General features: G+C 71.7%; 15 protein-coding genes. 9 read left to right on the top strand and 6 right to left on the bottom strand.

What is annotated here, in order from left to right; translation table 11 throughout:
* The first annotated feature begins 45 nt into the window (after positions 1 to 45).
* The 3 genes from F1721_RS15430 to F1721_RS15420 all read left to right on the top strand — a co-directional run bounded on the left by F1721_RS15430 (position 46) and on the right by F1721_RS15420 (position 2779).
* Entirely contained in the window at positions 46 to 1674 is a 1629-nt protein-coding gene (locus tag F1721_RS15430; protein WP_150067438.1) for a phospho-sugar mutase, read from the top strand.
* On the top strand, positions 1675 to 2130 hold the full coding sequence (locus F1721_RS15425; protein WP_150067345.1) for a flavodoxin family protein: 456 nt from the start codon (positions 1675 to 1677) through the stop codon (positions 2128 to 2130).
* Positions 2131 to 2443: 313 nt separating this feature from the next.
* Positions 2444 to 2779, top strand: coding sequence for a hypothetical protein (locus tag F1721_RS15420; protein WP_150067344.1), 336 nt, complete (start codon positions 2444 to 2446; stop codon positions 2777 to 2779).
* A gap of 73 nt (positions 2780 to 2852) precedes the next feature.
* Here the strand turns inward: F1721_RS15420 and F1721_RS15415 are convergent, their stop codons facing one another.
* Both F1721_RS15415 and F1721_RS15410 read right to left on the bottom strand, forming a co-directional pair.
* Complete coding sequence (locus F1721_RS15415) at positions 2853 to 3233, bottom strand: type II toxin-antitoxin system death-on-curing family toxin (RefSeq protein WP_150067343.1); 381 nt, start codon at positions 3231 to 3233, stop codon at positions 2853 to 2855.
* Between the two features lie 15 nt (positions 3234 to 3248).
* Positions 3249 to 3455, bottom strand: coding sequence for a ribbon-helix-helix protein, CopG family (locus tag F1721_RS15410; protein WP_150067342.1), 207 nt, complete (start codon positions 3453 to 3455; stop codon positions 3249 to 3251).
* A gap of 313 nt (positions 3456 to 3768) precedes the next feature.
* Between F1721_RS15410 and F1721_RS15405 the strand changes: the two genes are divergently transcribed.
* The gene (locus F1721_RS15405; RefSeq protein WP_150067341.1) at positions 3769 to 4362 is read left to right on the top strand and encodes a TetR/AcrR family transcriptional regulator; all 594 of its coding nucleotides are present in this window, start codon (positions 3769 to 3771) and stop codon (positions 4360 to 4362) included.
* Positions 4363 to 4455: 93 nt separating this feature from the next.
* Here the strand turns inward: F1721_RS15405 and F1721_RS15400 are convergent, their stop codons facing one another.
* From F1721_RS15400 to F1721_RS15390, 3 genes are all read right to left on the bottom strand, one after another.
* Positions 4456 to 5832 carry a glycoside hydrolase family 18 protein gene (locus F1721_RS15400; RefSeq protein ID WP_246154941.1) on the bottom strand — a complete coding sequence of 459 codons (1377 nt, stop codon included), beginning with the start codon at positions 5830 to 5832 and terminating at the stop codon, positions 4456 to 4458.
* A gap of 171 nt (positions 5833 to 6003) precedes the next feature.
* The gene (gene upp, locus F1721_RS15395; protein ID WP_150067340.1) at positions 6004 to 6627 is read right to left on the bottom strand and encodes a uracil phosphoribosyltransferase; all 624 of its coding nucleotides are present in this window, start codon (positions 6625 to 6627) and stop codon (positions 6004 to 6006) included.
* 425 nt (positions 6628 to 7052) lie between these two features.
* Positions 7053 to 7748 (bottom strand): TetR/AcrR family transcriptional regulator, encoded by a 696-nt coding sequence (locus tag F1721_RS15390; RefSeq protein WP_150067339.1) that lies wholly within the window; start codon positions 7746 to 7748, stop codon positions 7053 to 7055.
* Positions 7749 to 7865: 117 nt separating this feature from the next.
* Here F1721_RS15390 and F1721_RS15385 point away from each other — a divergent pair, with 117 nt between their 5' ends.
* Positions 7866 to 9428 (top strand): FAD-dependent monooxygenase, encoded by a 1563-nt coding sequence (locus F1721_RS15385; RefSeq protein WP_150067338.1) that lies wholly within the window; start codon positions 7866 to 7868, stop codon positions 9426 to 9428.
* A gap of 54 nt (positions 9429 to 9482) precedes the next feature.
* Here the strand turns inward: F1721_RS15385 and F1721_RS15380 are convergent, their stop codons facing one another.
* Positions 9483 to 10616, bottom strand: coding sequence for a glutathione-independent formaldehyde dehydrogenase (locus tag F1721_RS15380; protein ID WP_150067337.1), 1134 nt, complete (start codon positions 10614 to 10616; stop codon positions 9483 to 9485).
* Between the two features lie 193 nt (positions 10617 to 10809).
* Here F1721_RS15380 and F1721_RS15375 point away from each other — a divergent pair, with 193 nt between their 5' ends.
* The 4 genes from F1721_RS15375 (at position 10810) to F1721_RS15360 (ending at position 20270) form a co-directional block, all read left to right on the top strand.
* Positions 10810 to 11124, top strand: a complete 315-nt coding sequence (locus F1721_RS15375) for a CU044_2847 family protein (protein WP_150067336.1) — start codon at positions 10810 to 10812, stop codon at positions 11122 to 11124.
* A complete protein-coding gene (locus tag F1721_RS15370) occupies positions 11124 to 14984 on the top strand; it encodes an nSTAND1 domain-containing NTPase (protein ID WP_150067335.1) in 3861 nt (1286 codons plus the stop codon). Before F1721_RS15375 ends, F1721_RS15370 begins: the two co-directional genes overlap by 1 nt.
* An 81-nt stretch (positions 14985 to 15065) precedes the next feature.
* On the top strand, positions 15066 to 16220 hold the full coding sequence (locus tag F1721_RS15365; protein ID WP_150067334.1) for an alkaline phosphatase PhoX: 1155 nt from the start codon (positions 15066 to 15068) through the stop codon (positions 16218 to 16220).
* 141 nt (positions 16221 to 16361) lie between these two features.
* Positions 16362 to 20270: an nSTAND1 domain-containing NTPase gene (locus F1721_RS15360; RefSeq protein WP_150067333.1), complete on the top strand. Its 3909-nt coding sequence runs from the start codon at positions 16362 to 16364 to the stop codon at positions 20268 to 20270.
* Positions 20271 to 20285 lie beyond the last annotated feature (15 nt).

The following is a 20285-nucleotide window of genomic DNA, read 5'->3' as shown; positions in this document are numbered from 1 at the left end:
ACCGGAGTGGGACGAGTTCGGATCGGAGGCCGCGTGAGCGAAACGGTGGAGACTTCCCGGACCGACGTGCGGGCGGCGGCTCGGCGGTGGATCGCCGAGGACGTCGATCCGCGCGCGCAGGCCGAGCTGCAGCAGCTCGTCGACGCCGACTCGCCGGAGCTCGCGGACCGGATGTCCGGGATGCCGCGGTTCGGCACCGCGGGCCTGCGCGCCGCGGTCCGCGCCGGGGCCAACGGCATGAACCGGGCGGTGGTCGTGCGCACCACCGCCGGGGTCGCGGAGTGGCTGTCCGCGCACGGCCACGGCGGTGGTGTCGTGGTCGTCGGCCGGGACGCGCGGCACGGGTCGGCCGACTTCGCCGCCGACACCGCCGGTGTGCTGGCCGCGGCCGGTTTCGACGTGCGGGTGCTGCCCGAAGCGCTGCCGACCCCGGTGCTCGCGCACGCGGTGCGCGCGCTGGACGCGGTCGCCGGGATCCAGATCACCGCCTCGCACAACCCCCCGCAGGACAACGGGTACAAGCTGTACCTGCGCGGCGGCATCCACCTGGTGGACCCCACCGACAGCGAGATCGAGGCCGCGGTCGCTGCGACGCCAGCGGCGAACTCGGTGCCCCGCACCGAGAACTGGTCGATCCACGAGTCGGCGCTGGAGGACTACCTGGCCCGGGTCGCGACGCTGCCGCGCGGCAGCGCCCGCGAGTTGCGGATCGCGGCGACCGCGCTGCACGGCGTCGGCGCGCAGCCGCTCCGGGAAGCGTTGCACCGCGCGGGTTTCGAGGACGTGCACCTGGTCGCCTCCCAAGCCGATCCGGACCCCGACTTCCCCACCGTCGGGTTCCCGAACCCGGAGGAGCCCGGGACGACGGACGCGCTGCTGGCGCTGGCCGCGGAGGTCGGCGCGGACCTGGCCGTGGCGCTGGACCCGGACGCCGACCGGTGCGCGCTGGGCGTTCCGGTGGACGGCGGCTGGCGGATGCTGCGCGGCGACGAGACCGGCGTCCTGCTGGCCCGGCACATCCTGTCCACTTTGGACGACAAAGCGGATGCGCTGGTGGCCACCACGATCGTGTCCGCGACCATGCTGCGCTCGATCGCCGCGGAGTTCGGCGTCCGCTACGACGAGACGCTGACCGGGTTCAAGTGGCTGGTGCGCGCCGGGGACGGTGCGGGCACCGGGCTGGTCTACGCCTACGAGGAAGCGCTCGGCCACTGCGTCGACCCGGATTTCGTGCGCGACAAGGACGGCATCTCCACCGCGGTGCTGGCCAGCGATCTGGCCGCCACGCTGAAGGCGGCGGGGCGCAGCCTCCCGGAACTGCTCGACGAGCTGTCCACCGCGCACGGTCTGCACGAGACCGGGCAGATCTCGGTCCGGGTTTCCGACCTCGCCGAGATTCCGCGCACCATGCGGCGACTGCGCGCCCGGCCCCCGGCGGAGCTGGCCGAGACACCTGTGGACGTCGAGGACCTGCTGCCGAGGACCGATGCCCTGGTGATCACCGGCGCGGGCGGGCTGCGGGTGGTCATCCGGCCGTCCGGGACCGAACCGAAGCTGAAGTGCTATCTGCAGGTGGTCGAGCAGGTCGACGAGCTGCCCGCGGCGAAGCGGCGCGCCGCGGACCGCCTCGCCGCGCTGGAGCGGGCCGTGTCCGAACTCGTGCGAGGAGGCTGAATGGCCAGGCTCTTGATCGTCCACCACACCCCGTCGCCCGGGATGCAGGCTATGTTCGAGAAGGTCGTCGAGGGTGCCACCACCGACGAGATCGAAGGCGTCGAGGTGGTGCGCCGCGCGGCGCTGAGCGCCACCGCGAGCGACGTCCTCGGGGCGGACGGCTACCTGCTGGGCACCCCGGCGAACCTCGGCTACATCAGCGGCGCGCTCAAGCACTTCTTCGACACGATCTACTACCCGTGCCTGGACTCGACCGCGGGTCGTCCGTTCGGCTACTACGTGCACGGCAACGAGGGCGTGGAGGGCGCGCAGCGCGCGATCCGCTCGATCACCACCGGGCTGTCCTGGCAGCAGGTCGCCGAGCCGGTCACCGTGCTGGGCGCCCCGGAGAAGTCCGACCTCGCGGCCTGCTGGGAGCTGGGCGCGACCGTCGCCGCTGGGCTCATGGACGGCTGACCGGGCATTCCGGCCTTTTCCCCCGCCGTTGCGCGAGCGGTTTTCGGTTGCGCGGCAGCAGAAGAACCCCAGTTGATCTTGATCCGATCGGGCGGAGTAACCTGATCGTGTCGTCGGGGCGCGCCCCTTGACGACACGGGGCGCCCTGGGCAAAGCCCGCCTTCCCTCATCAACGTGCGATGTTCGGGGCGCCCTCCTCCCTCGCGCTCGGTAACGGTCCAGTCCCCCTCGAACCACCCCATTCGGGACGCCGGGACACATCCACCCAGGACTCCAGCAGCATTTGCCGGGCCGGAGGGGTTACGCTGCGACAGTGAGTGAGGAAACGATCCGACTCGAACTCGACGACTCCGGCGTCTCCGTGGATCTCCCACAGCCCGCTGGTTCACACGACCAGGTTCAGGGCGTTCCCTACCGACCTGTCGAGTTCCGCGACAACGACCTACCGGCTGCTCTGGAGCGTTCCGCCAAGTGGCTCCGCGAAGCCCAGGACTGGCTGGGCGAGCCCATCGACGTCATCGCAGTCCACCTGGACTACGACGACCGCGAAGGTGCCCCGTACTACGACCTGAAGTTGCTCTGCAACGAGGAGGACCTGGCGGGCGCACCGATCGCGCTGCGCAAGCTGCGAGGCGGTTCCGCCGACTGACCGACGCAGACCGGTACAACGATCGCGGTGGCCCGACCGGAGATACCGGCCGGGCCACCGCCGCGTCCGGAGGTCACCGCTTCGGCTTCGCCCAGGACTCCAAGTGGTCGGCGATCTCGGGGAGCTCCCGCTGGTCCCGGCCGACCTCGCGGACCAGCTCCAGGGCCGCGTCGTCGGCGGCCTCCACCCACCACCCGTTGAGGTCGCACATCGCCACCGCGGCCACCCACGCCAGCCGCCAGTTGCCCTCCGCCAGCGGGCGGGTGCGGACGATCGAGTCCAGCAGCGCGGCGGACTTCAGCCACAACGTCTCGTAAGCGGGAACGCCGAACACCTCGGCGTGCGGCCGGTACGCGGCCGCGTCGAGCAGACCGCCGTCCCGCACCATCAGGTCGCCGTCGGTCACCGCCGTGGCGAGCAGGAGCAGGTCCGACGTGTCGAGGTAAACGATCACACCGTCAATGGTCGATCATGCGCTGCCGAGCTTGTCCAGCAAGCCCCGGTAGCGGGGCAGCACCCGCTGCACCACCTCGTCGAGCTGCTGCTCCTTCTGCTGCCGCGCCCAGCGGTCGGCCAGCGCGCTGCGCACGACCTCCTGCTTGGACCGGCCCTCGGCCGCCGCCAGCTCGGCGAGCCGCTGGTTCTCTTCTTCGGTGAGGCGCAGGGTCATGGCCATGAGGTGATGGTATCGCGCTGATACCACTCGTTGAAGGAGATACGTTCGGTCAATGCACCCTTCTAGCCCTCCTCGGCAACCATGACCGCGACGTCTGACGCGCTGCGGCCGCGAAAGCTGCCGCCAAGCGCCGCCAGGCGCTTTCGGGCCCACCTACGCAGCTGGCACCGCCGCGGGTTCTCAGAGGTTTCCTGGCGAGGACGGCCCAGCCGCCGTGTACTGGTCATACATAAGGCTGGGCACCCGCAGTCCAGGGAAGCTCTGAGGTTCCGCTACCGGCACCGCTGCGCAAGACGAGTATGGAAGAACCTCAATGGCTAGACCGCGAGCGCACGACGATGCCCTGCGCACCCGGCTGCTGGACCGCGCGGGTGAGGTGCTCTCCGCGCAGGGGCCGGAGGGGCTGGGGCTGCGGCGGCTGGCCGCGGACGTCGGCACCTCCACCACCGCGGTGTACTCGCTGTTCGGCGGCAAGCCGGGGTTGGTGCGCGAGCTGTACGTGGAGGGCTTCCGGCGGTTCGGCGACCGGATGGAGCAGGTGCCCCGCACCGACGACCCGGTGGCCGACCTGTGCGCGCTCGGCCTGGCCTACCGGGAGAGCGCCCTGGCCAACCCGCACTTCTACTCGATCATGTTCGGCCGCGCCGTGCCCGACTTCGCCCCGGACGACGAGGCCGTGGATGCCGCGCTGCGGAGCTTGCGACCGCTGCAGGAGACCGTCGCGCGGGGCATCGCGCAGGGCGTGCTGGTCGACACCGACCCGGACGAGATCACCTTCGCCGCCTGGGCCCTGGTGCACGGCCTGATCTCGCTGGAGCTGCAGCACGGGTCGATGCTCCCCGGAAGCGCCACCAGCGCCCGCTACGAGCGGGCGCTGGTGAACGGTATCGCCGGTTGGAGGCGCTGACCCCGAAGCGACGGGGGGTTTGCCTTCGGGGTCAGCGCGTCGTGCCCGACCTGGCGGGTCTCACCACGCCGCGCACGACCGTTCTCGGGGGGATCAGCCGAGGGCGTTGTGGATGGCGGTCATCAGCTCGCCGTCCGGGGTGTCGCCGTCCATGGACCAGACCATCGCGCCGCCGAGTCCCTGCTGCTTGAGGTACTGGACCTTGCGGGTGATCTCGGCCGGGTCGTCGTAGGTCCAGAAGGTGGTCCCGTCGAAGAGCCAGGCGAAACCGGCCTTCTCGTCGCGGTGCAGGGTGTACTGCCCCGCCTTGGACTTGAGCACCTTGTAGTCCTCGATGCCCGCCTCCCAGGTGGCCGGAGCGGGACCGGTCGAGTTCTGGAACAGGCCGTTGTTCTGGTTCGTCACGCCCGTCCAGCCGCGGCCGTAGAACGGCACGCCGAGCACCATCTTGTCGTTCGGCGCCCCGGCGGTGCGCCAGGCGTTGATCGTCTGGTCGATGCTCCACTTCTCCGGCGACGGGTCGCCGTCCGGGCTGAAGATCGCCGACTGGTGGTTGGTCGTCGGGTCGTAGGCGCCGTGCAGGTCGTAGCCCTGGATGGTGCCGAAGGTCAGCAGGTCGAAGACCTTCGGGACCTCGTACCCGGCCTCGATCTTCTTCGGGTCGGCGGGCAGGAAGGCGCTGATGTCGTAGGTCTTGCCGGTCTCCTGGCCGACGGCGTTGAGCTGGTTGCGCCACTCCTGCAGCAGCGCGGTGTAGTTCTGCTTGTCGGCCGGGTCGACCACGTTGCCCGGGCCGCCCTCGGAGGCGGGCCACTCCCAGTCGAGGTCGACGCCGTCGAAGATCCCGGCGGCCACGCCGTCGCCGCCCTGCGGCTCACCGCCGATCTTGGGCATGTTGCCGCGGATCCACATGTCGATGCAGGACTTCACGTGCGCGGCGCGCGATTCGGGGGTGGCCGCCGCGGCGTGGAAGTTCTTCGACCAGGTCCAGCCGCCGAAGGAGATGTAGACCTTCAGGTGCGGGTACTTCGCCTTGAGCTGCTTGAGCTGGTTGAGGTTGCCCGCCAGCGGCTGGTCGTAGGCGTCGGCCTGGCCGCTGACGGTCTGCTCGGCGGTGAACCGGCGCTGGTAGTCGGCCCAGGCGTCGCCCTCACCGGTCTGGTTGACCTGGAAGCACTTGCCGGAGGCGTCCAGGTTGCCGAAGGCGTAGTTGAGGTGGGTGAGCTGCCCGGCCGCGCCGGAGGTGTCGAGGTTCTTGACGAAGTAGTTGCGACCGTAGATCGACCACTGGGTGAAGTAGCCGACCTTGCGGGCGGCGGCCTGCGGCTGGGCCTCCGCGGCCTGCGGTCGGGGTTCGGCGGGGGTGTCGGTGGCGCCCGCGGGCGAGGCCAGGGCGGGCAATCCCAGCGCGAGGACCGAGGCCATCAGCACCGGGATCCGGAACGGGAACCGTCGTCTTCGAGGGAACATGGCGACTCCTGCATCATCGGGGGGATCGCTCCATGTGTGGTATAGACCATATTCGAAGCAGGTCTAGACCAACCATCGCCTGTTCAGCCGAAAACGACTGCTGCGACCAGCCGTCAGCAGAAAGGCCCCCGACTTCGCGGAAGCCGGGGGCCGCTCGGAACTGCCGACGGGTCAGACCGCCCCGTACTCGCGGTCGCCCGCGTCGCCGAGGCCCGGCACGATGTAGCCCGACTCGTTCAGGCGCTCGTCCACGCTCGCGGTCACCACGCGCACCGGGAGACCGGACTCCTCCAGCTTCCGCACGCCCTCCGGGGCCGCCAGGGTGCAGATCGCCGTGACGTCGCTGGCGCCGCGCTCGGTCAGGATCCGGATCGTGTGGACCATCGAGCCGCCGGTGGCCAGCATCGGGTCCAGCACGAACACCGGGCGGCCGGACAGGTCGGCGGGCAGCGACTCCAGGTACGGCGTGGGCTGCAGGGTGGTCTCGTCGCGCGCCAGGCCGACGAAGCCCATCTGCGCCTCCGGGATCAGCCGGTGCGCCTGGTCGGCCATGCCCAGCCCGGCCCGCAGCACCGGGACCAGCAGCGGCGGGTTGGCCAGCCGGTAGCCGTCGGTGCGCGCCACCGGGGTGTGGATCGGCTCCACCGCGACCTCGGCGTCCCGCGTGGCCTCGTACATGAGCATCAGCGTGAGCTCCTGCAGGGCGGCCCGGAACGCAGCGCTGTTGGTGCGCGCGTCGCGCATGGTGGACAGCCTTGCCTTCGCCAGGGGGTGGTCCACGACCCGAACGTCCATGACCGACAACAGTAACCGCCGACCCCCGCGCCCACGCCGCACCTGCGCGCCAACGTGTCGTCGGTCGCAACGGTCCACTGCGGAACGTCCACCGCCGATCACCTGGTGCGACACGCTCCACGCCCGCCCGGGCCGCAGTTTCAGGTGAAACTGCGCACTCCCCCCACGGCGAACCGCAGTTTCAATGAGGTTTTTTCATCCTGCCCGTGGACCGCAGCTGCGAAGGGCGACCGGCACCGCCGCGAGTTCTCAGCGTTCGCCTGGCGAGAACGGCCCTGACGCCGTGTATTTGGCATACACAAGTCAGGGACCCCGAGTCCAGGCGGGCGCTGAGGTTCCGCCACCGGCACCGCCACTCAGAACGAGGTTGGAAAAACCTCAATGGAAACTGCGATCCGCAGACGTCGCGGCGCGCCGGGGTGGGGTCACCGCTGGGTGGCGGCGAGGCCTCGGACGAGGAGGTCGAGGCCGAATTCGAAGCGCTCGTCGTCGGTGCCGGACATCAGGGCCGGGAGCAGGCCCGTGATCGACGGGAAGCGCTCCGGCGGGAGCTCGGCGAAGTACTGCTGGACCTGCATCATCCGCTCGCCGCGCTCGGCGTCGCTGAGCCCGAAGTCCGCGGTGCGCTCCATGGCCACCGCCGTGCCGTAGAGGGCGAGGACGTCCACGGCGAAGGCCACGACCCGGTCCGGCATCCCGGCCGCGCGCAGGATCGCCATCATCGCCTCGCTGACGTCCAGCGCGTTCGGCCCGGTCGGCGCCGGGGTGCGCATGACGACCTGGGCGATGCCGGGGTGCGCGCTGAGCACCGCGACCTGCTGGCGGACCAGGTCCTTGAGCTGCTCCTGCCACTTCGCCGGGTCGGGTTCGGGCAGCGCGATCTCGCCGATCACCAGGTCGAGCATCAGCTCGTGCAGCTCGTCCTTGTTGCGCACGTAGGCGTAGAGCGAGGCCGCGCCGGTGCCCAGCCGCTGGGCGACCTTGCGCATGCTGACCGCGTCCAGCCCTTCGGTGTCGAGCAGGTCGAGCGCGGTGCGCACGATCAGCTCCAGGCTCAGCGGCTGCTTCACCGACCGCTCGCGCGCCGCACGCTGCCGCCAGGGCGGGACGGGCACCGACATCGCTCTCCCTCACCGTCGATCGCTGCTGTCGCGAACACCGTACTTGACGCGAACACCGTTCGATTGTAGAACAGTGTTCGTCGAACGAACACCGTTCGCGAGAGAGGGGTCACCGAGATGTCCGAACGCACTCCCGTCCTGATCGTCGGCGCCGGGCTGGCCGGTCTGTCGACCGCCGTCTTCCTGGGCCTGCACGGCACACCGTCGCTGGTGGTGGAACGCCACCCGAGCACGTCCACGCACCCGAAGGCGCGGGGCCAGCAGCACGACGCGATGGAAGCGCTGGGCTACGCGGGCCTGGCCGAGGCGATGGTCGAGGCCTCACCGCGGGACCAGGGGTTCCTCCTGCGCATCGCGGAAAGCGCGAGCGGTCCGGTGTTCCGCGAGATCCTGCACGACACCTTCATCCCGCTCGACCACCTGACGCCCGCCCGCTCGGCGGACGCCAGCCAGGCCAGCGCCGAGCGCTTGCTCGCCGAGCGCGCCCGCGAGCTGGGGGCCGAGATCCGCTTCTCCACCGCGCTGGAGTCGTTCGAGCAGGACGAGTCCGGGGTTCGCGCGGTGCTCTCCGACGCCACCGGGACCCGCTCGGTGCACGCCGACTACCTCGTGGGCGCGGACGGCCACCGCAGCCCGGTCCGCGAGCGGCTGGGGATCGGCACCCACGGCCGCGGCGCCCTGTGGCACTCGGTCCTCTGGCTGATCCGCGCCGACCTGACGCCCGTCGTGGGCGACCGCCAGGTCCTCTACAACCTGCAGAACCCGCAGCTCTCCGGGGGCATGGGGGTCCTGGTCAGCACCGACCACCCGGACCAGTTCGTGGCCGGGGTCGGCTACGACCCGGAGCGCGAGACGCTGGCCGACTTCCCCGAGGAGCGCGCGCTGGAGCAGATCCGCCTGGTCCTCGGCACCCCGGACGTGGCGGTCGAGATCCTCAGCGCCGACACCACGACGGCGGGCATGTACGTCGCGGACCGGTTCTCCAGCGGCCGGGTGCACCTGGTCGGCGACGCCGCGCACACCATGCCCCCGCAGGGCGGCATGGGCGGCAACGTCGCGCTGATGGACGGCTTCTACCTGGCGTGGAAGCTCGCCGCGGTGCTCCGGGGCGAGGCCGGGCCAGGACTGCTGGACAGCCACGACGTCGAGCGGCGCCCGGTGGGCGAGCTGATCGCGAAGAACCAGTACATGAACGCCATCGTGCGCAGCATGCCGCACCTGAAGCAGCCGGATGACGCCCCGCCGATCGAGGACCCCGGCATGCTGCTGTTCGGCTACCGGCACAACGGCGCGATCGTCCCGGAGCCCGACGACGAGGGCGAGCTCCTGGAGGAGCCGACCGCGCCGACCGGCCGCCCCGGCTCGCGCGCCCCGCACGTCCGACTGACCACTTCGGACGGTGAGATCTCCACGATCGACCTGTTCGGCCGGGAGTTCGTGCTGCTGACCGAGTCCGAGGCCTGGGCGGAGGCGGCCGAGCAGCTGGCCGCGGACCTCGGCATCCGCCTGCGGGCGCACCGCCTCGGCGGCGAGGTCGCCGGCGACTGGACCGGCAAGTACGGCGTGACCGCCGACGGCGCCGTCCTGGTGCGCCCGGACCGCTTCATCGCCTGGCGCAGCAAGGGCGCCGGTTCCCCCGCCGACCTGGAGAAGGCCCTCCGCGCGGTCCTCGACCGCTAGCCATCCTCGTGAGTGCTTTGGGGTGCTCCAGCGCCCCAAAGCACTCACGACCCTTCACGGGTGCAGGACGACCTTGGTGTAGCCCTCGATGCGCTGGTCGAACTTGCGGTAGGCGTCCGGGGCGTCGGAGAGGGACAGCTCGTGGGAGACCACGAAGCTGGGCTTGGCGCGGCCCGCGATGATCATGTCCCGCAGCTGCCGGTTGTAGCGCTTGACGTTGCACTGCCCGGTGCCGATGACCTGGCCCTTCTCGAACATGCGGCCGACCGAGACCAGCAGCATGCCCTTCTTCGCCTCGTCCGTCGGCCCGCCCGGGTCGCTCGGCACGTACAGGCCGGGCACGCCCAGCCGCCCGGTCGCGCGGACCGTGTCGATCAGCGAGTTCAGCACCACGGCCGGTTCCTCCTTGGTGCCGTCGCCGACCTGCGCCTGGTAGCCGACCGCGTCGATGCCCTTGTCAGTGCCCTCGCCGTCGGTCTGCTCCTTGATCATCTCCACCGGGTCGCCCTGCGAGAAGTCGATCGGGATGGCCCCGATCTCCTCCGCCTTGGCCAACCGCTCCGGCACCCGGTCGACGGAGAACACCCGCGCGGCACCGCGCAGCAGCGCCGAGTAGGCGGCCATCAGCCCGACCGGTCCGGCCCCGTACACCACGACGCTCTCCCCCGGCGAGACCTGCGCGAGCTCGCAGCCGTGGTAGCCGGTGGGGAAGATGTCGGCGAGCAGCACGAAGTCGGCCTCGTGGCTGCCGTCGGCGGGCAGCTTCAAGCAGTTGAAGTCGGCGAACGGCACCCGCAGGTACTCCGCCTGCCCGCCGGTGTACGGCCCCATCGCGACGTAGCCGTAGGCACCGCCGGCGAAGCCGGGGTTGACGGTCAGGCAGAACCCGGTGTTGCCCGCCATGCAGTTCTTGCAGAAACCGCACGCGACGTTGAACGGCATCACCACGCGGTCGCCGCGGTTCAGGCTGGTCACGCCGGACCCGAGCTCCTCGATGATGCCCATGTTCTCGTGGCCGAACACGATGCCCGGTTCGGCCGCCGTGCGCCCCTCGTACATGTGCAGGTCGGAACCGCAGATGGCGGTCGAGGTGATCCGCACGATCACGTCGTTGGGGTGCTGGATGGTCGGCCGGTCCACTTCGTCGACCGCGACCGAGAACGGTTCCTGGTACACGACAGCCTTCATGGCAGACCACCTCCGGGTGGAAGACGCGCGTTTCCCCTGTGCGTGCCGCCTCCCGGCTACCCCGCACCGGACGACCCGAGACACGGATGGCGGTCACCCGAACGAGGGCCTTACCGGGAGTTGCCGAAACCGCCCCCACCGGAGTCGATCTCGGGGTAACTTCGATCACATCCGCAGCGGGCTGGGGGTTCCCATGTCGTTGGTGAAGATGCCGCTGGAAGGCGGCGGCGAGCTGCTCGTCGAATCGGTCGACGGGCAGGGCTCGATCCCGGTCGGCGGCAGCCGCGTGGTGCAGGCGTCGGAGACGGTGCAGAAGGCGATGGGCAGCATCCGGTCCGCCGCCGAAGCCGTGCTCGGCGAGCTGCGCGCGATGGAGAAGCCGCCGTCGAAGGTCAACGTGCAGTTCGGCATCAAGGTGACCGGTGAGGCGAACCTCGCGGTGGCCAAGTCGGCGGGCGAGGCGAACTTCAACGTCACCATCGAGTGGAACGGCGTCGACGAGTCCTGATGGGCGGCTCGGTCGGCCCCGCCCTCGTCCGGCTGCGCGCTGGTCGGCGCACCCTCGGGGCGGGGTTCCTGGTCGCCCCGGACGTGGTCGCCACCTGCGCGCACGTCGTGGACGCCGGTCTCGTCGCCGACTTCCCGTTCCTGAGCAGCCTCGACCACGCGGTCGAAGTGCTGGAGCGCGACGACGAGCTGGACATCGCCATCCTGCGGCTGACCGATCCGCCGCCGGGCGCGCTCCCGGCCCCCGCGCGGATCTCCGGTGAGGTCCGCGACCACCGCTTCCGCACCTTCGGGTTCCCGCACGACATGCCGGACGGCATCTGGGTGACCGGTCGGCTGCTCGGGGCCGAGGGCTCCGGCCGCATCCAGATGGCGGTCGACCCGGACCACTGGCGCATCGAACGGGGCTTCAGCGGCGCACCGGTCTGGGACGAGGAGCTGGCCGGGGTGGTCGGCATGGTGGTGACCGCGTCGGTGCGCAGCGGGACCACCGCGCACCTGGTGCCGACGAGCGCGCTCGGCGCCGCCTGGACGACACCGGCCCGCAACCCCTACCGGGGGCTGCGGCCGTTCCGCGAGGAGGACGCCGAGCTGTTCCGCGGCCGGGAGGCCGACACCGACCGGCTCTTCGACCTGGTGCGGCGCCAGGACGTCGTCGCGGTCGCCGGGCCGTCCGGCAGCGGCAAGTCGTCGCTGGTCCGCGCGGGGTTGATCCCGAAGCTCAAGCAGCACGGCCGGACCGTCGTCTACCTCGGTCCGAACGACGAGATCCCGGAATCGCCCGCGCCCGGCGCGGTTCTGGTGCTGGACCAGTTCGAGGAGACCGTGGCCGCGGATCCGGCCGCGGCGCGGGAGAAGCTCGCCGCGGTGATCCGGCTCGCCGGGAAAGCTCGGACGGTGCTGACGTTGCGCTCGCGGTCGCTGGACGAGCTGATCACCAAGGAGACCGTCGACGAGCTCAACCGCGCGGTGTGGTTCCTCGAACCGATGTCCCGCGAGCAGCTCGCCGCGGCCGTCGAGGGCCCGGCGGAGGTGGTCGGCGGCCTGGCCTTCGAATCCGGCCTGGTGCAGCGGATCCTGGACGACACCGAAGCCGAACCGGGCACGCTGCCGCTGCTCTCGCTGGTGCTCGACCAGCTCTGGCAGCACCGCCACGGCGGCTGGCTGACCCACGACGCGTACGAGCAGCTCGGCCGCCTACCCGGCGCGATCAGCACCGCGGCCGACGGCGCGCTCGCGTCGCTGGACATCCCCCAGCGCCGCGCCGCCCGCCAGCTGCTCACCAGGCTCACCCGCCCGGACGGCGAAGGCGGCCACGCCCGCCGCAGCGCCGACATGAACGACTTAACGCCGGATCTCCACGCGATCGCCCAGGAACTCGCGGCCCGACGCCTGATCACCATCCAGGACGAACGCGTCGACCTGGCCCACCAAGCGCTCATCGACCACTGGCCGACGCTGCGCACCTGGCTCGACCAGGACGTGGACTTCCTGGCCTGGCAGGCGAAGCTCCACGACCTGCGGAACTCCGGCGGCCAGCTCACCGGCGCACCGCTGGCCGAAGCGCTGGACTGGCTGAACTCGCGTTCCGCCGACATCGGCCGGGAACAACGCGACTTCATCAACCGCAGCGAGGCGAACCGCCGCCGCAGCCAGCGCCGCTGGCGCGCCATCACCGCGGTCTCCGCCGTGCTGGCGCTGGTCGCGCTGCTGCTGACCGGTGTCGTTGCCCGCTACGCCGCGCAGACCCGCGAGCAGCTGCGCACGTCCAACACCGCCGAGCTCGCGGAAGCCTCCGGGCGCGTGATCGGGATCGATCCTCGCCAGAGCCTGCAGTTCGCGCTGGCCGCCTATGCCGAGAAGCCCGACAGCCCCGAGGCTTACGGCGCGCTGTTCCAGCAGCGCGTGTACTGGCACGGCGTCGAGCGGTTCATCCCCAGCGATCTGCTCCCGGACGCGGGCATCTGGTCGATGCTCTCCAGCGCGGACGGCCGGACCGTGGTCATCTACCCGGGAAACTGGTCGAAGGCCCCCTCGGTGTGGAAGGACCTGCACGGCCCCGACCCGCAGCACCGCGTGCTGCCGGTGGACCCGGACGTCTCCCCGCCCGCCTTCGTGCGGCTGAGCCCGGACGGCCGCTTCCTCGCCGTCAGCGCGAAGGAGAACCGGGGTCTGCGCGTGCTGGACCTGGCGAACCAGGACCGGGAGATCGAGCTGATCGCGCAGCCGGAACAGATCGAATTCGCCGGGTTCAGCGCGAACAGCCGGTTCCTGAGCGCCGAACCCGCCGACGAGCGCCAACCCGTGCGGGTCTGGGACCTGACCAGCGGGCGGGAGCTCCCCAGCGCGGTGGTGTCCGATGTGGACCCGATCAGCGAGGCCCACCCCTCCCCCGACGGGCGATCGCTGATCACCAGGGAAGAGCACGCCCTGGGCGGCGACGAGCAGACCTCCCCGGTCGTGGTCCGGGACCTCGCCACCGGTGCGCGCGTCCGGACCCTCCCCGCGGGGACCTACGACCGGCTCGTCGGCGGCGGAACGCTGCTGATCTCCTGCCAGGACACCGAGTTGCGCGGCACCGACCCGCTCACCGGCCGCTCCACCGGGACGCTGCCGAACTCGGTCGAGTGCTCGGACCTGGACACCGATCTGAGCGGCCAGTACCTCCTGCCGTACGCGTCCCCGGACGACGGGCGCAAGCAGATCGTGCACTGGCCCAGCTGGCAGCGGATGTACACCGAGATCGGCTCGTCCAGCAACAAGCTCGTGCTGATCCCGCGCGACGATCGCTCCGCGACCGCCATCACCGACCTCGGCGGCGCGCTGGCGGTGCGCACCGCGGAAACGTCGAGCGCGGAGCTCGGCGACTACGACTCCTTCACCAGAGCCCCCGGCAGCGACCGGTGGGCCGCCACGCGCCGAGCGGAATCCGGCGACCTGGAGCTCTTCCTGCTCGACGGGTCCGGCGCGGTCCTGGCCTCGACGCCCGTCCCGAACTCCGCCGGATCGGACGACACCCCGCCCCGGGTCGACGTGTCGTTCGACGGCAGCGGGCAACGGGTGGCGCTGGCGATCGGGCCGGTGCTGCGCACGTACCGCGCGGACGGGCTGGTCTTCGAGCGCGAGCTCCAGGCCCCGGGACAAGACTCCCCCGCGCCCGGGGACCGGACTCAGCTGCTCCCCGGACCCGACGGGAACCTGCTCGTCAGCACCCAGGGCGTGCTCTCCGCCTGGGACCTCGGGACGGGAGCCCAGACCAGTCCCCCGCTCGTCCTCGAAGCCCCCGGGCCGCGGGGCGAGCTTCCGGACACGTCGATGCTCACCGCCCGGCCCGGCCACCCCGAGCAGCTGCTCGTGACGACCGACGGGAAGGTGGCGGTGTGGGACATCCGCGCCCGGCGGGCGCTGGCGGCGTTCCCGGTCCCCGAGGGGACGTCGACCACACCGGAAGCGGTCGTGTCGGCGGACGGCGCGCACGCCGCCTTCGGCCAGTTCAACGGCCCGGTGAGCGTGCTCGACCTGGACTCGCTCCGCGAGGTGTCCACGATCAACGCCGAGATCACCAGCGTCGTCGGGTTCTCCGACCACTACCTGTTCGTCCAGCGCGACGGCCTCGAGGTCTGGGACTGGCGGCTGCAGCGCGCGGTCACCGGTGCCGCGGAGGGCAGGGCGGCGATCGACAACGCGGCGTTCGAGGGTGACGAGTTCTTCCTCGACGACCGTCCCGGGCATCGCGATCCGATCCCGATGGACCCCGAGCGGTGGTTCGCCGACCTGTGCCGGATCGGTGCTCGCGAGTTCACCCCGGAGGAGCTCCGGACCCTCCCGCCGGGGGCGAGCGCCGAACCGCCGTGCGGCTGATTCGACCGTTCGGAGGTGCCGTTCCGGCCGCGCTGGTGGTGAAGATGGGGCTCCGCCGCCGACGGACCGAGAGGAGTCGTTGTGCGGCGTCGTTCCTTCCTCCGCGCTGCCGTCGTCGGTGGCGGGGTCGCGGCATTCACCGGCGGGTTGTGGACCGGGGCGGCCGTGGGCGGGCCCGCCCGGCGGGTGGCGGAAAGCCCTTACGGACCGCTGCTCCCCGCCGACGGCAACGGGCTCGAACTGCCCGAGGGGTTCACCAGCCGGGTCATCGCGCACTCCACCGACAAGGTGGCCGGAACCGAGTACACCTGGCACGACGCGCCCGACGGCGGGGCCTGCTTCCCCGACGGCGACGGGTGGATCTACGTGTCGAACTCCGAGATCGAGCCGGGCGGCGGCGTCGGCGCGATCAAGTTCAATGCCGACGGGACCGTCGTCGACGCCTACCGGATCCTGGACGGCACGCGACGCAACTGCTCTGGCGGCAAGACGCCGTGGGACACCTGGTTGTCCTGCGAGGAGGTCGGGTACGGGTACGTCTTCGAGACCGACCCGTGGGGCCGCAACGAGCCCGTGCGCCGGGACGCGATGGGCAGCTTCAACCACGAAGCCGCGGCCTGCGACCCGGTCCGCAAGGTCATCTACCTGACCGAGGACGAACCCGACGGCTGCTTCTACCGCTTCCGGCCGAACAACTGGGGCGACCTCGGCGCGGGCGGCCTGCTGGAGATCCTGGTCGCGGGCGAGGGGACGTCGGGCCGGGCGAGCTGGGTCGAGGTGCCGAACCCGACACCCGCCGAGGGCGACACCCCGACCCGCGAGCAGGTTCCCGAGGCCAAGCACTTCGACGGCGGCGAGGGGTGCTACTACGCCGCGGACCGGTGCTGGTTCACCACGACCGGCGACAGCCGCGTGTGGCAGTTCAACGTCGCCGACGACACCTTCGGGCTCGCCTACGACGGCGACGGCGATCTGGGGGCCGTGGACAACCTCACCGGCAGCTCCTTCGGCGACCTCTACGTCGCCGAGGACGGGGACAACATGGAGATCTGCATCATCACCCCCGACGACGTGGTCGCCCCGGTGGTGCGGGTGAACGGCCACGACTCGTCCGGTCTCACCGGCCCGGCGTTCAACCCGGCGGGCGACCGGATGTACTTCTCCTCCCAGTACGGCCCGTCCGGCGAGTTCTCCGACGGCTACACCTACGAGATCAGCGGCCCGTTCCGCCGGTGAGGTCTCGTGAGCGCTTTTCGGTGCTGTGACCCCGAAAAGCGCTCACGAGGAAATTCGGCGAACCCGCACCGCCGCACGTCCGAGCGTGGTTCGATCAGCCACGGGTGATCTCCGCGGAACGACCGTGCGAGGAGGCGCGCCATGCCGGACCTGATCTCGGACGAGCTGCCCGCCCGCTCGCTCGTCCGGCTCGTCAGCGGTGCGCACCTCCTCGGCACCGGGTTCGTGCTGACCGGTGATCTGATCGCCACCTGCGAGCACGTGATCGGGGCGCACGAGACCGCGACCGCCGAGTTCCGGTTGCTGGGCGGTGCCAGCTGCGCGGTGGAGGTCGTCGCGCGCGATGCGGAGGCCGACGTCGCGGTCCTGCGGATGGTCGACCCGCCCGACGGGGCCCTGCCCGCCCCGGTCCGGCTCGACGACCTGCGCGACCAGCGCTTCCGCACGCTCGGCTTCACCGCGGCGGAACCGGACGGCGTCTGGGTGGAGGGGCGGTTGGTCGGCCGCTCCGGCAGCGGGCGCATCCAGGTGCGCACCGACGCGCACGGCGAGCGCATCGAGCCGGGGTTCAGCGGCGCCCCGGTCTGGGACGAGCAGCTGCGCGGCGTCGTCGGGATGGTCGTCACCAGGTCCGGGAACAACGCCACCACCGCGCACCTGGTGCCGATCTCCCGGCTCGGCGAGTGGGCGGCGCCCGGCCGGAACCCCTACCTCGGGCTGCGGACGTTCCAGGCCGCGGACGCGGAGCTCTTCCACGGCCGGGAGGAGGAGATCGCCGAGCTGCTGGAACTGCTGGACCGGCAGGACCTGGTCGCCATCGCCGGTCCGTCCGGCAGCGGCAAGTCCTCGCTGGTCCGCGCGGGCGTGCTGCCCGCGCTGGGCGCCCCGGTGGTCGAGCTGCGGGCCGACGACCCGCTCGACGCGGTGCCCGACGGCGCGGTGCTGTTCCTCGACCAGTTCGAGGAGGAGGTCACCGCCGACCCGGCCGCGGCCCGCGCCCGGCTGGCGGCGGTCATCCGCCTGGTGACCAGCCGCGACCGCCGCCCCGGGCAGCCCGCACCGCTGCGCGCCGTGCTGACGCTGCGGTCGCGGTCGCTGGACGACCTGATCACCGCCGACACCCGCCAGGAGCTCAACAAGGCCGTCTGGCTGCTGGAACCGATGGGGCGCGAGCAGATGCGGGCGGCGATCGTCCAGCCCGCTGCGCGGGCGGGCGCGATCGGGTTCGAAGCGGGGCTGGTGGACCGGATCCTCGACGACGCCCGGGGCCAGAGCACCCTGCCGCTGCTCTCCAAGGCCCTCGAACAGCTCTGGGACAGCAGCAGCGGAGGCTGGCTCACCCACACCGCCTACGACGAGATCGGCCGACTGCCGGGAGCGCTGAGCAAGCACGCCGATGCCGCGCTCGCGGCACTGCGCCCGAAGGACGAGGCGCTGGCTCGGCGGTTGCTGACGCAGCTGGCCCGCCCCGACGGCGAAGGCGGTTTCTCCCGCCGCAGCGCCCGGATCGCGGACCTCGACCCGGAGCTCCGGGAGGTCGCGCACGAGCTCGCCGCCCACCGCCTGCTGGTGATCCGCGACGAGCACGTCGGCCTGGTGCACCAAGCGCTCATCGACCACTGGCCAGCGCTGCGGGACCGGCTGACCGAGGACGCCGACTTCCTCGCCTGGCTGTCGCGGCTCCAGCAGCTCCAGGAGTCCGGCGGTCAGCTCAGGGACACCGGCCTGGCCGAAGCGGTCGGGTGGCTGGCCGAGCGCGAGCAGGACGTCCCGGCGGCGCAGCAGGACTTCATCCGCCGCAGCGCGGCGGCCCACCGCCGCAACCAGAACCGCTGGCGGACGATCAGCGCGATCACCGGGGTGCTGGCGCTGGTGGCGGCGGTGCTGACCGGTGTGGTGCTCAACCGGAACAGCGCGCTCGAAGACCGCATCCGCACCAGCAACGCCACCGATCTGGCGGGCGTGGCCAACCGCGCCACCGCGGGGAACCCGGCGGAGGCGCTGCAGATCGCGCTCGCCGCCTGGCGCGAGAAGCCCGGCAACCCGGACGCATACGGCGCGCTGCTGGCGCAGCGGCTCTACTGGCGCGGTGCGGACCGGGTGCTGCCACCGCAGCAGATGCACCAGGTGATGCAGCTGGTTTCCAGCGAGGACGGCCGCGTCGTCGCGGCGATCCCGCAGAACCGCGCGGACCAGGTGACCGCGTGGTGGGGATTGGCGGGGCCGAACCCGACCAGCCGGGCGATCGGCGAGGACGGGACCAGCACGGTCACCATGAGCCCCGACGGTCGGTGGCTGGCCGGGCAGGGCGACGGGCCCGGCGTGCGGCTGTGGGACCTCGCCGCCGCCAGCTCCCCCGTCGTGCTGGCGGCCGAGGAGATCAACGCCGCCGCCCGGTTCAGCGCTAACGGCCGCTTCCTCGCCGTCCTGTCGGGTACCGACGACGGCCCGCAGCGGGTCCGGGTGTGGGACCTCGACGGGATGCGCGAGCTCCCGAGCCGGGTGGTGTACCCGTCGGACGGTCCGACCTCGTCGGTCAGGGAGGTCTACCCGACCTCGGACGGCCGGGCCCTGGTGGCCACCGAGCGCGTCCGGACCAGCGCGCAGGGGGACGACGTGTACGCCCCGGTGGTCCGCGACCTCGCCACCGGCGCCCAGCTCCGGACCCTCCCCGCCGCGGACGACGGCAGCGCCGTCCTCCTCGGGGCGGGAACGCACGCGGCGACCTGCGAGCACGAGGCGATCACGGTGTTCGACACCGCTACCGGCGGGGTCCGGGCCCGGTACCCGGTCCCGCAGTGCCGGCTCGAACTCGACGAGAGCGGCCAGTACTTCCTGGTCGACCTCGGCTCGTACGACGGCACGCCGCCCGAGGTGATCCGGTGGCGGACCGGTGAGCGGCTGGTGCTCGGCGACTCGGCGGACTCCGCGTCGTGGGGTTCCGCGGCTCCGCTGCTCGTCCCCGCGCCGGACGGCTCGCTCACCGCCGTCTCGGTGCGCCACGGCGCAGTGCAGACGAGCTCCCTCCCGATCCGGCGCGGGCCGGTCGAGCGGGCGGTGACCGGGCTGTCGCTCATGGACCGGAGCGCGGACGGTCGGCGTTGGATCGCCTACGTCCCCGACGGCACGGGTTTCGGCGGTTCGATCGCCCTGCTGGACGAGCAGGGCGCAGCGGTGGGCCGGACGGCCGCGCCGCGCTCGCCGAACGGGATCTCCTTCGACGCCACCGGCGAGCGGTTCGCCGTGGTGGTGGGCACGACGCTGCAGATCTACCGCACGGCCGGGATGGTGCTGGAGCGGGAAGTGCAGCTGCCCGTGCCGAGCGGCCACGAGGACGAGCTGCGCGACTTCCAGAAGTACGCCGTGCTGGCGGTCGGCCCGAGCGGCGATCTCCTGGTGAGCCAGCTGGGCATACTGTCCACTTGGGACTTGCGCACCGGGGTGCAGGCGGCACCTCCGCTGGTGCTGGAACCCGTGGGCGAGTGGGACTCGCTGCGCGCCGGACCGGATTTCGTGCTCCGCCCGGGGCACCTGGAGCAGGCCGTCGTGCAGACCAACACCGAGATCGCGGTGTGGGACCTCCGAACCCGGACGCGGCTGAAGTCCTTCCCGATGAACGGCTACTACATGCGGCCAACGCTCTCGGCGGACGGTTCGGTCGCGGCGGTGGTGACGGAGGTGGGCACCTCGGTGGTGCTGATCGACCTGGCGAACCTGACCGAGTTCGCGCCGCTGACCGGCGAGATCGACCGCGTGATCGGCATCTCCGGGGACTACCTGTTCGCGCAGAAGACCCTGGACTTCCAGGTCTGGGACTGGCGGCAGCACCGGCTGGTCACCTCGATCACCCTCGACGGCACGGGTGAGACGAGCAGCGTCGAGGGCGATGCGCTGGTGCCCAACACCGCCCCCGGGCGCCGGGATGCGATCCCGCTCGATCCGGACGCCTGGTTCGACGACCTGTGCCGGATCTCGGCCCGCGACTTCACCGAGGACGAGCTGCGCCAGCTGCCGGAAGGGGTGAGCCAGGACCCGCCGTGCCTGCGGTGATTGGGCCGTTCGGGG

Origin of the sequence: Saccharopolyspora hirsuta, assembly GCF_008630535.1 — a bacterium.
Classification (GTDB): domain Bacteria; phylum Actinomycetota; class Actinomycetes; order Mycobacteriales; family Pseudonocardiaceae; genus Saccharopolyspora; species Saccharopolyspora hirsuta.
Note: the sequence above shows the minus strand (reverse complement) of the source record. Positions and strands in the feature narration are given on the sequence as shown.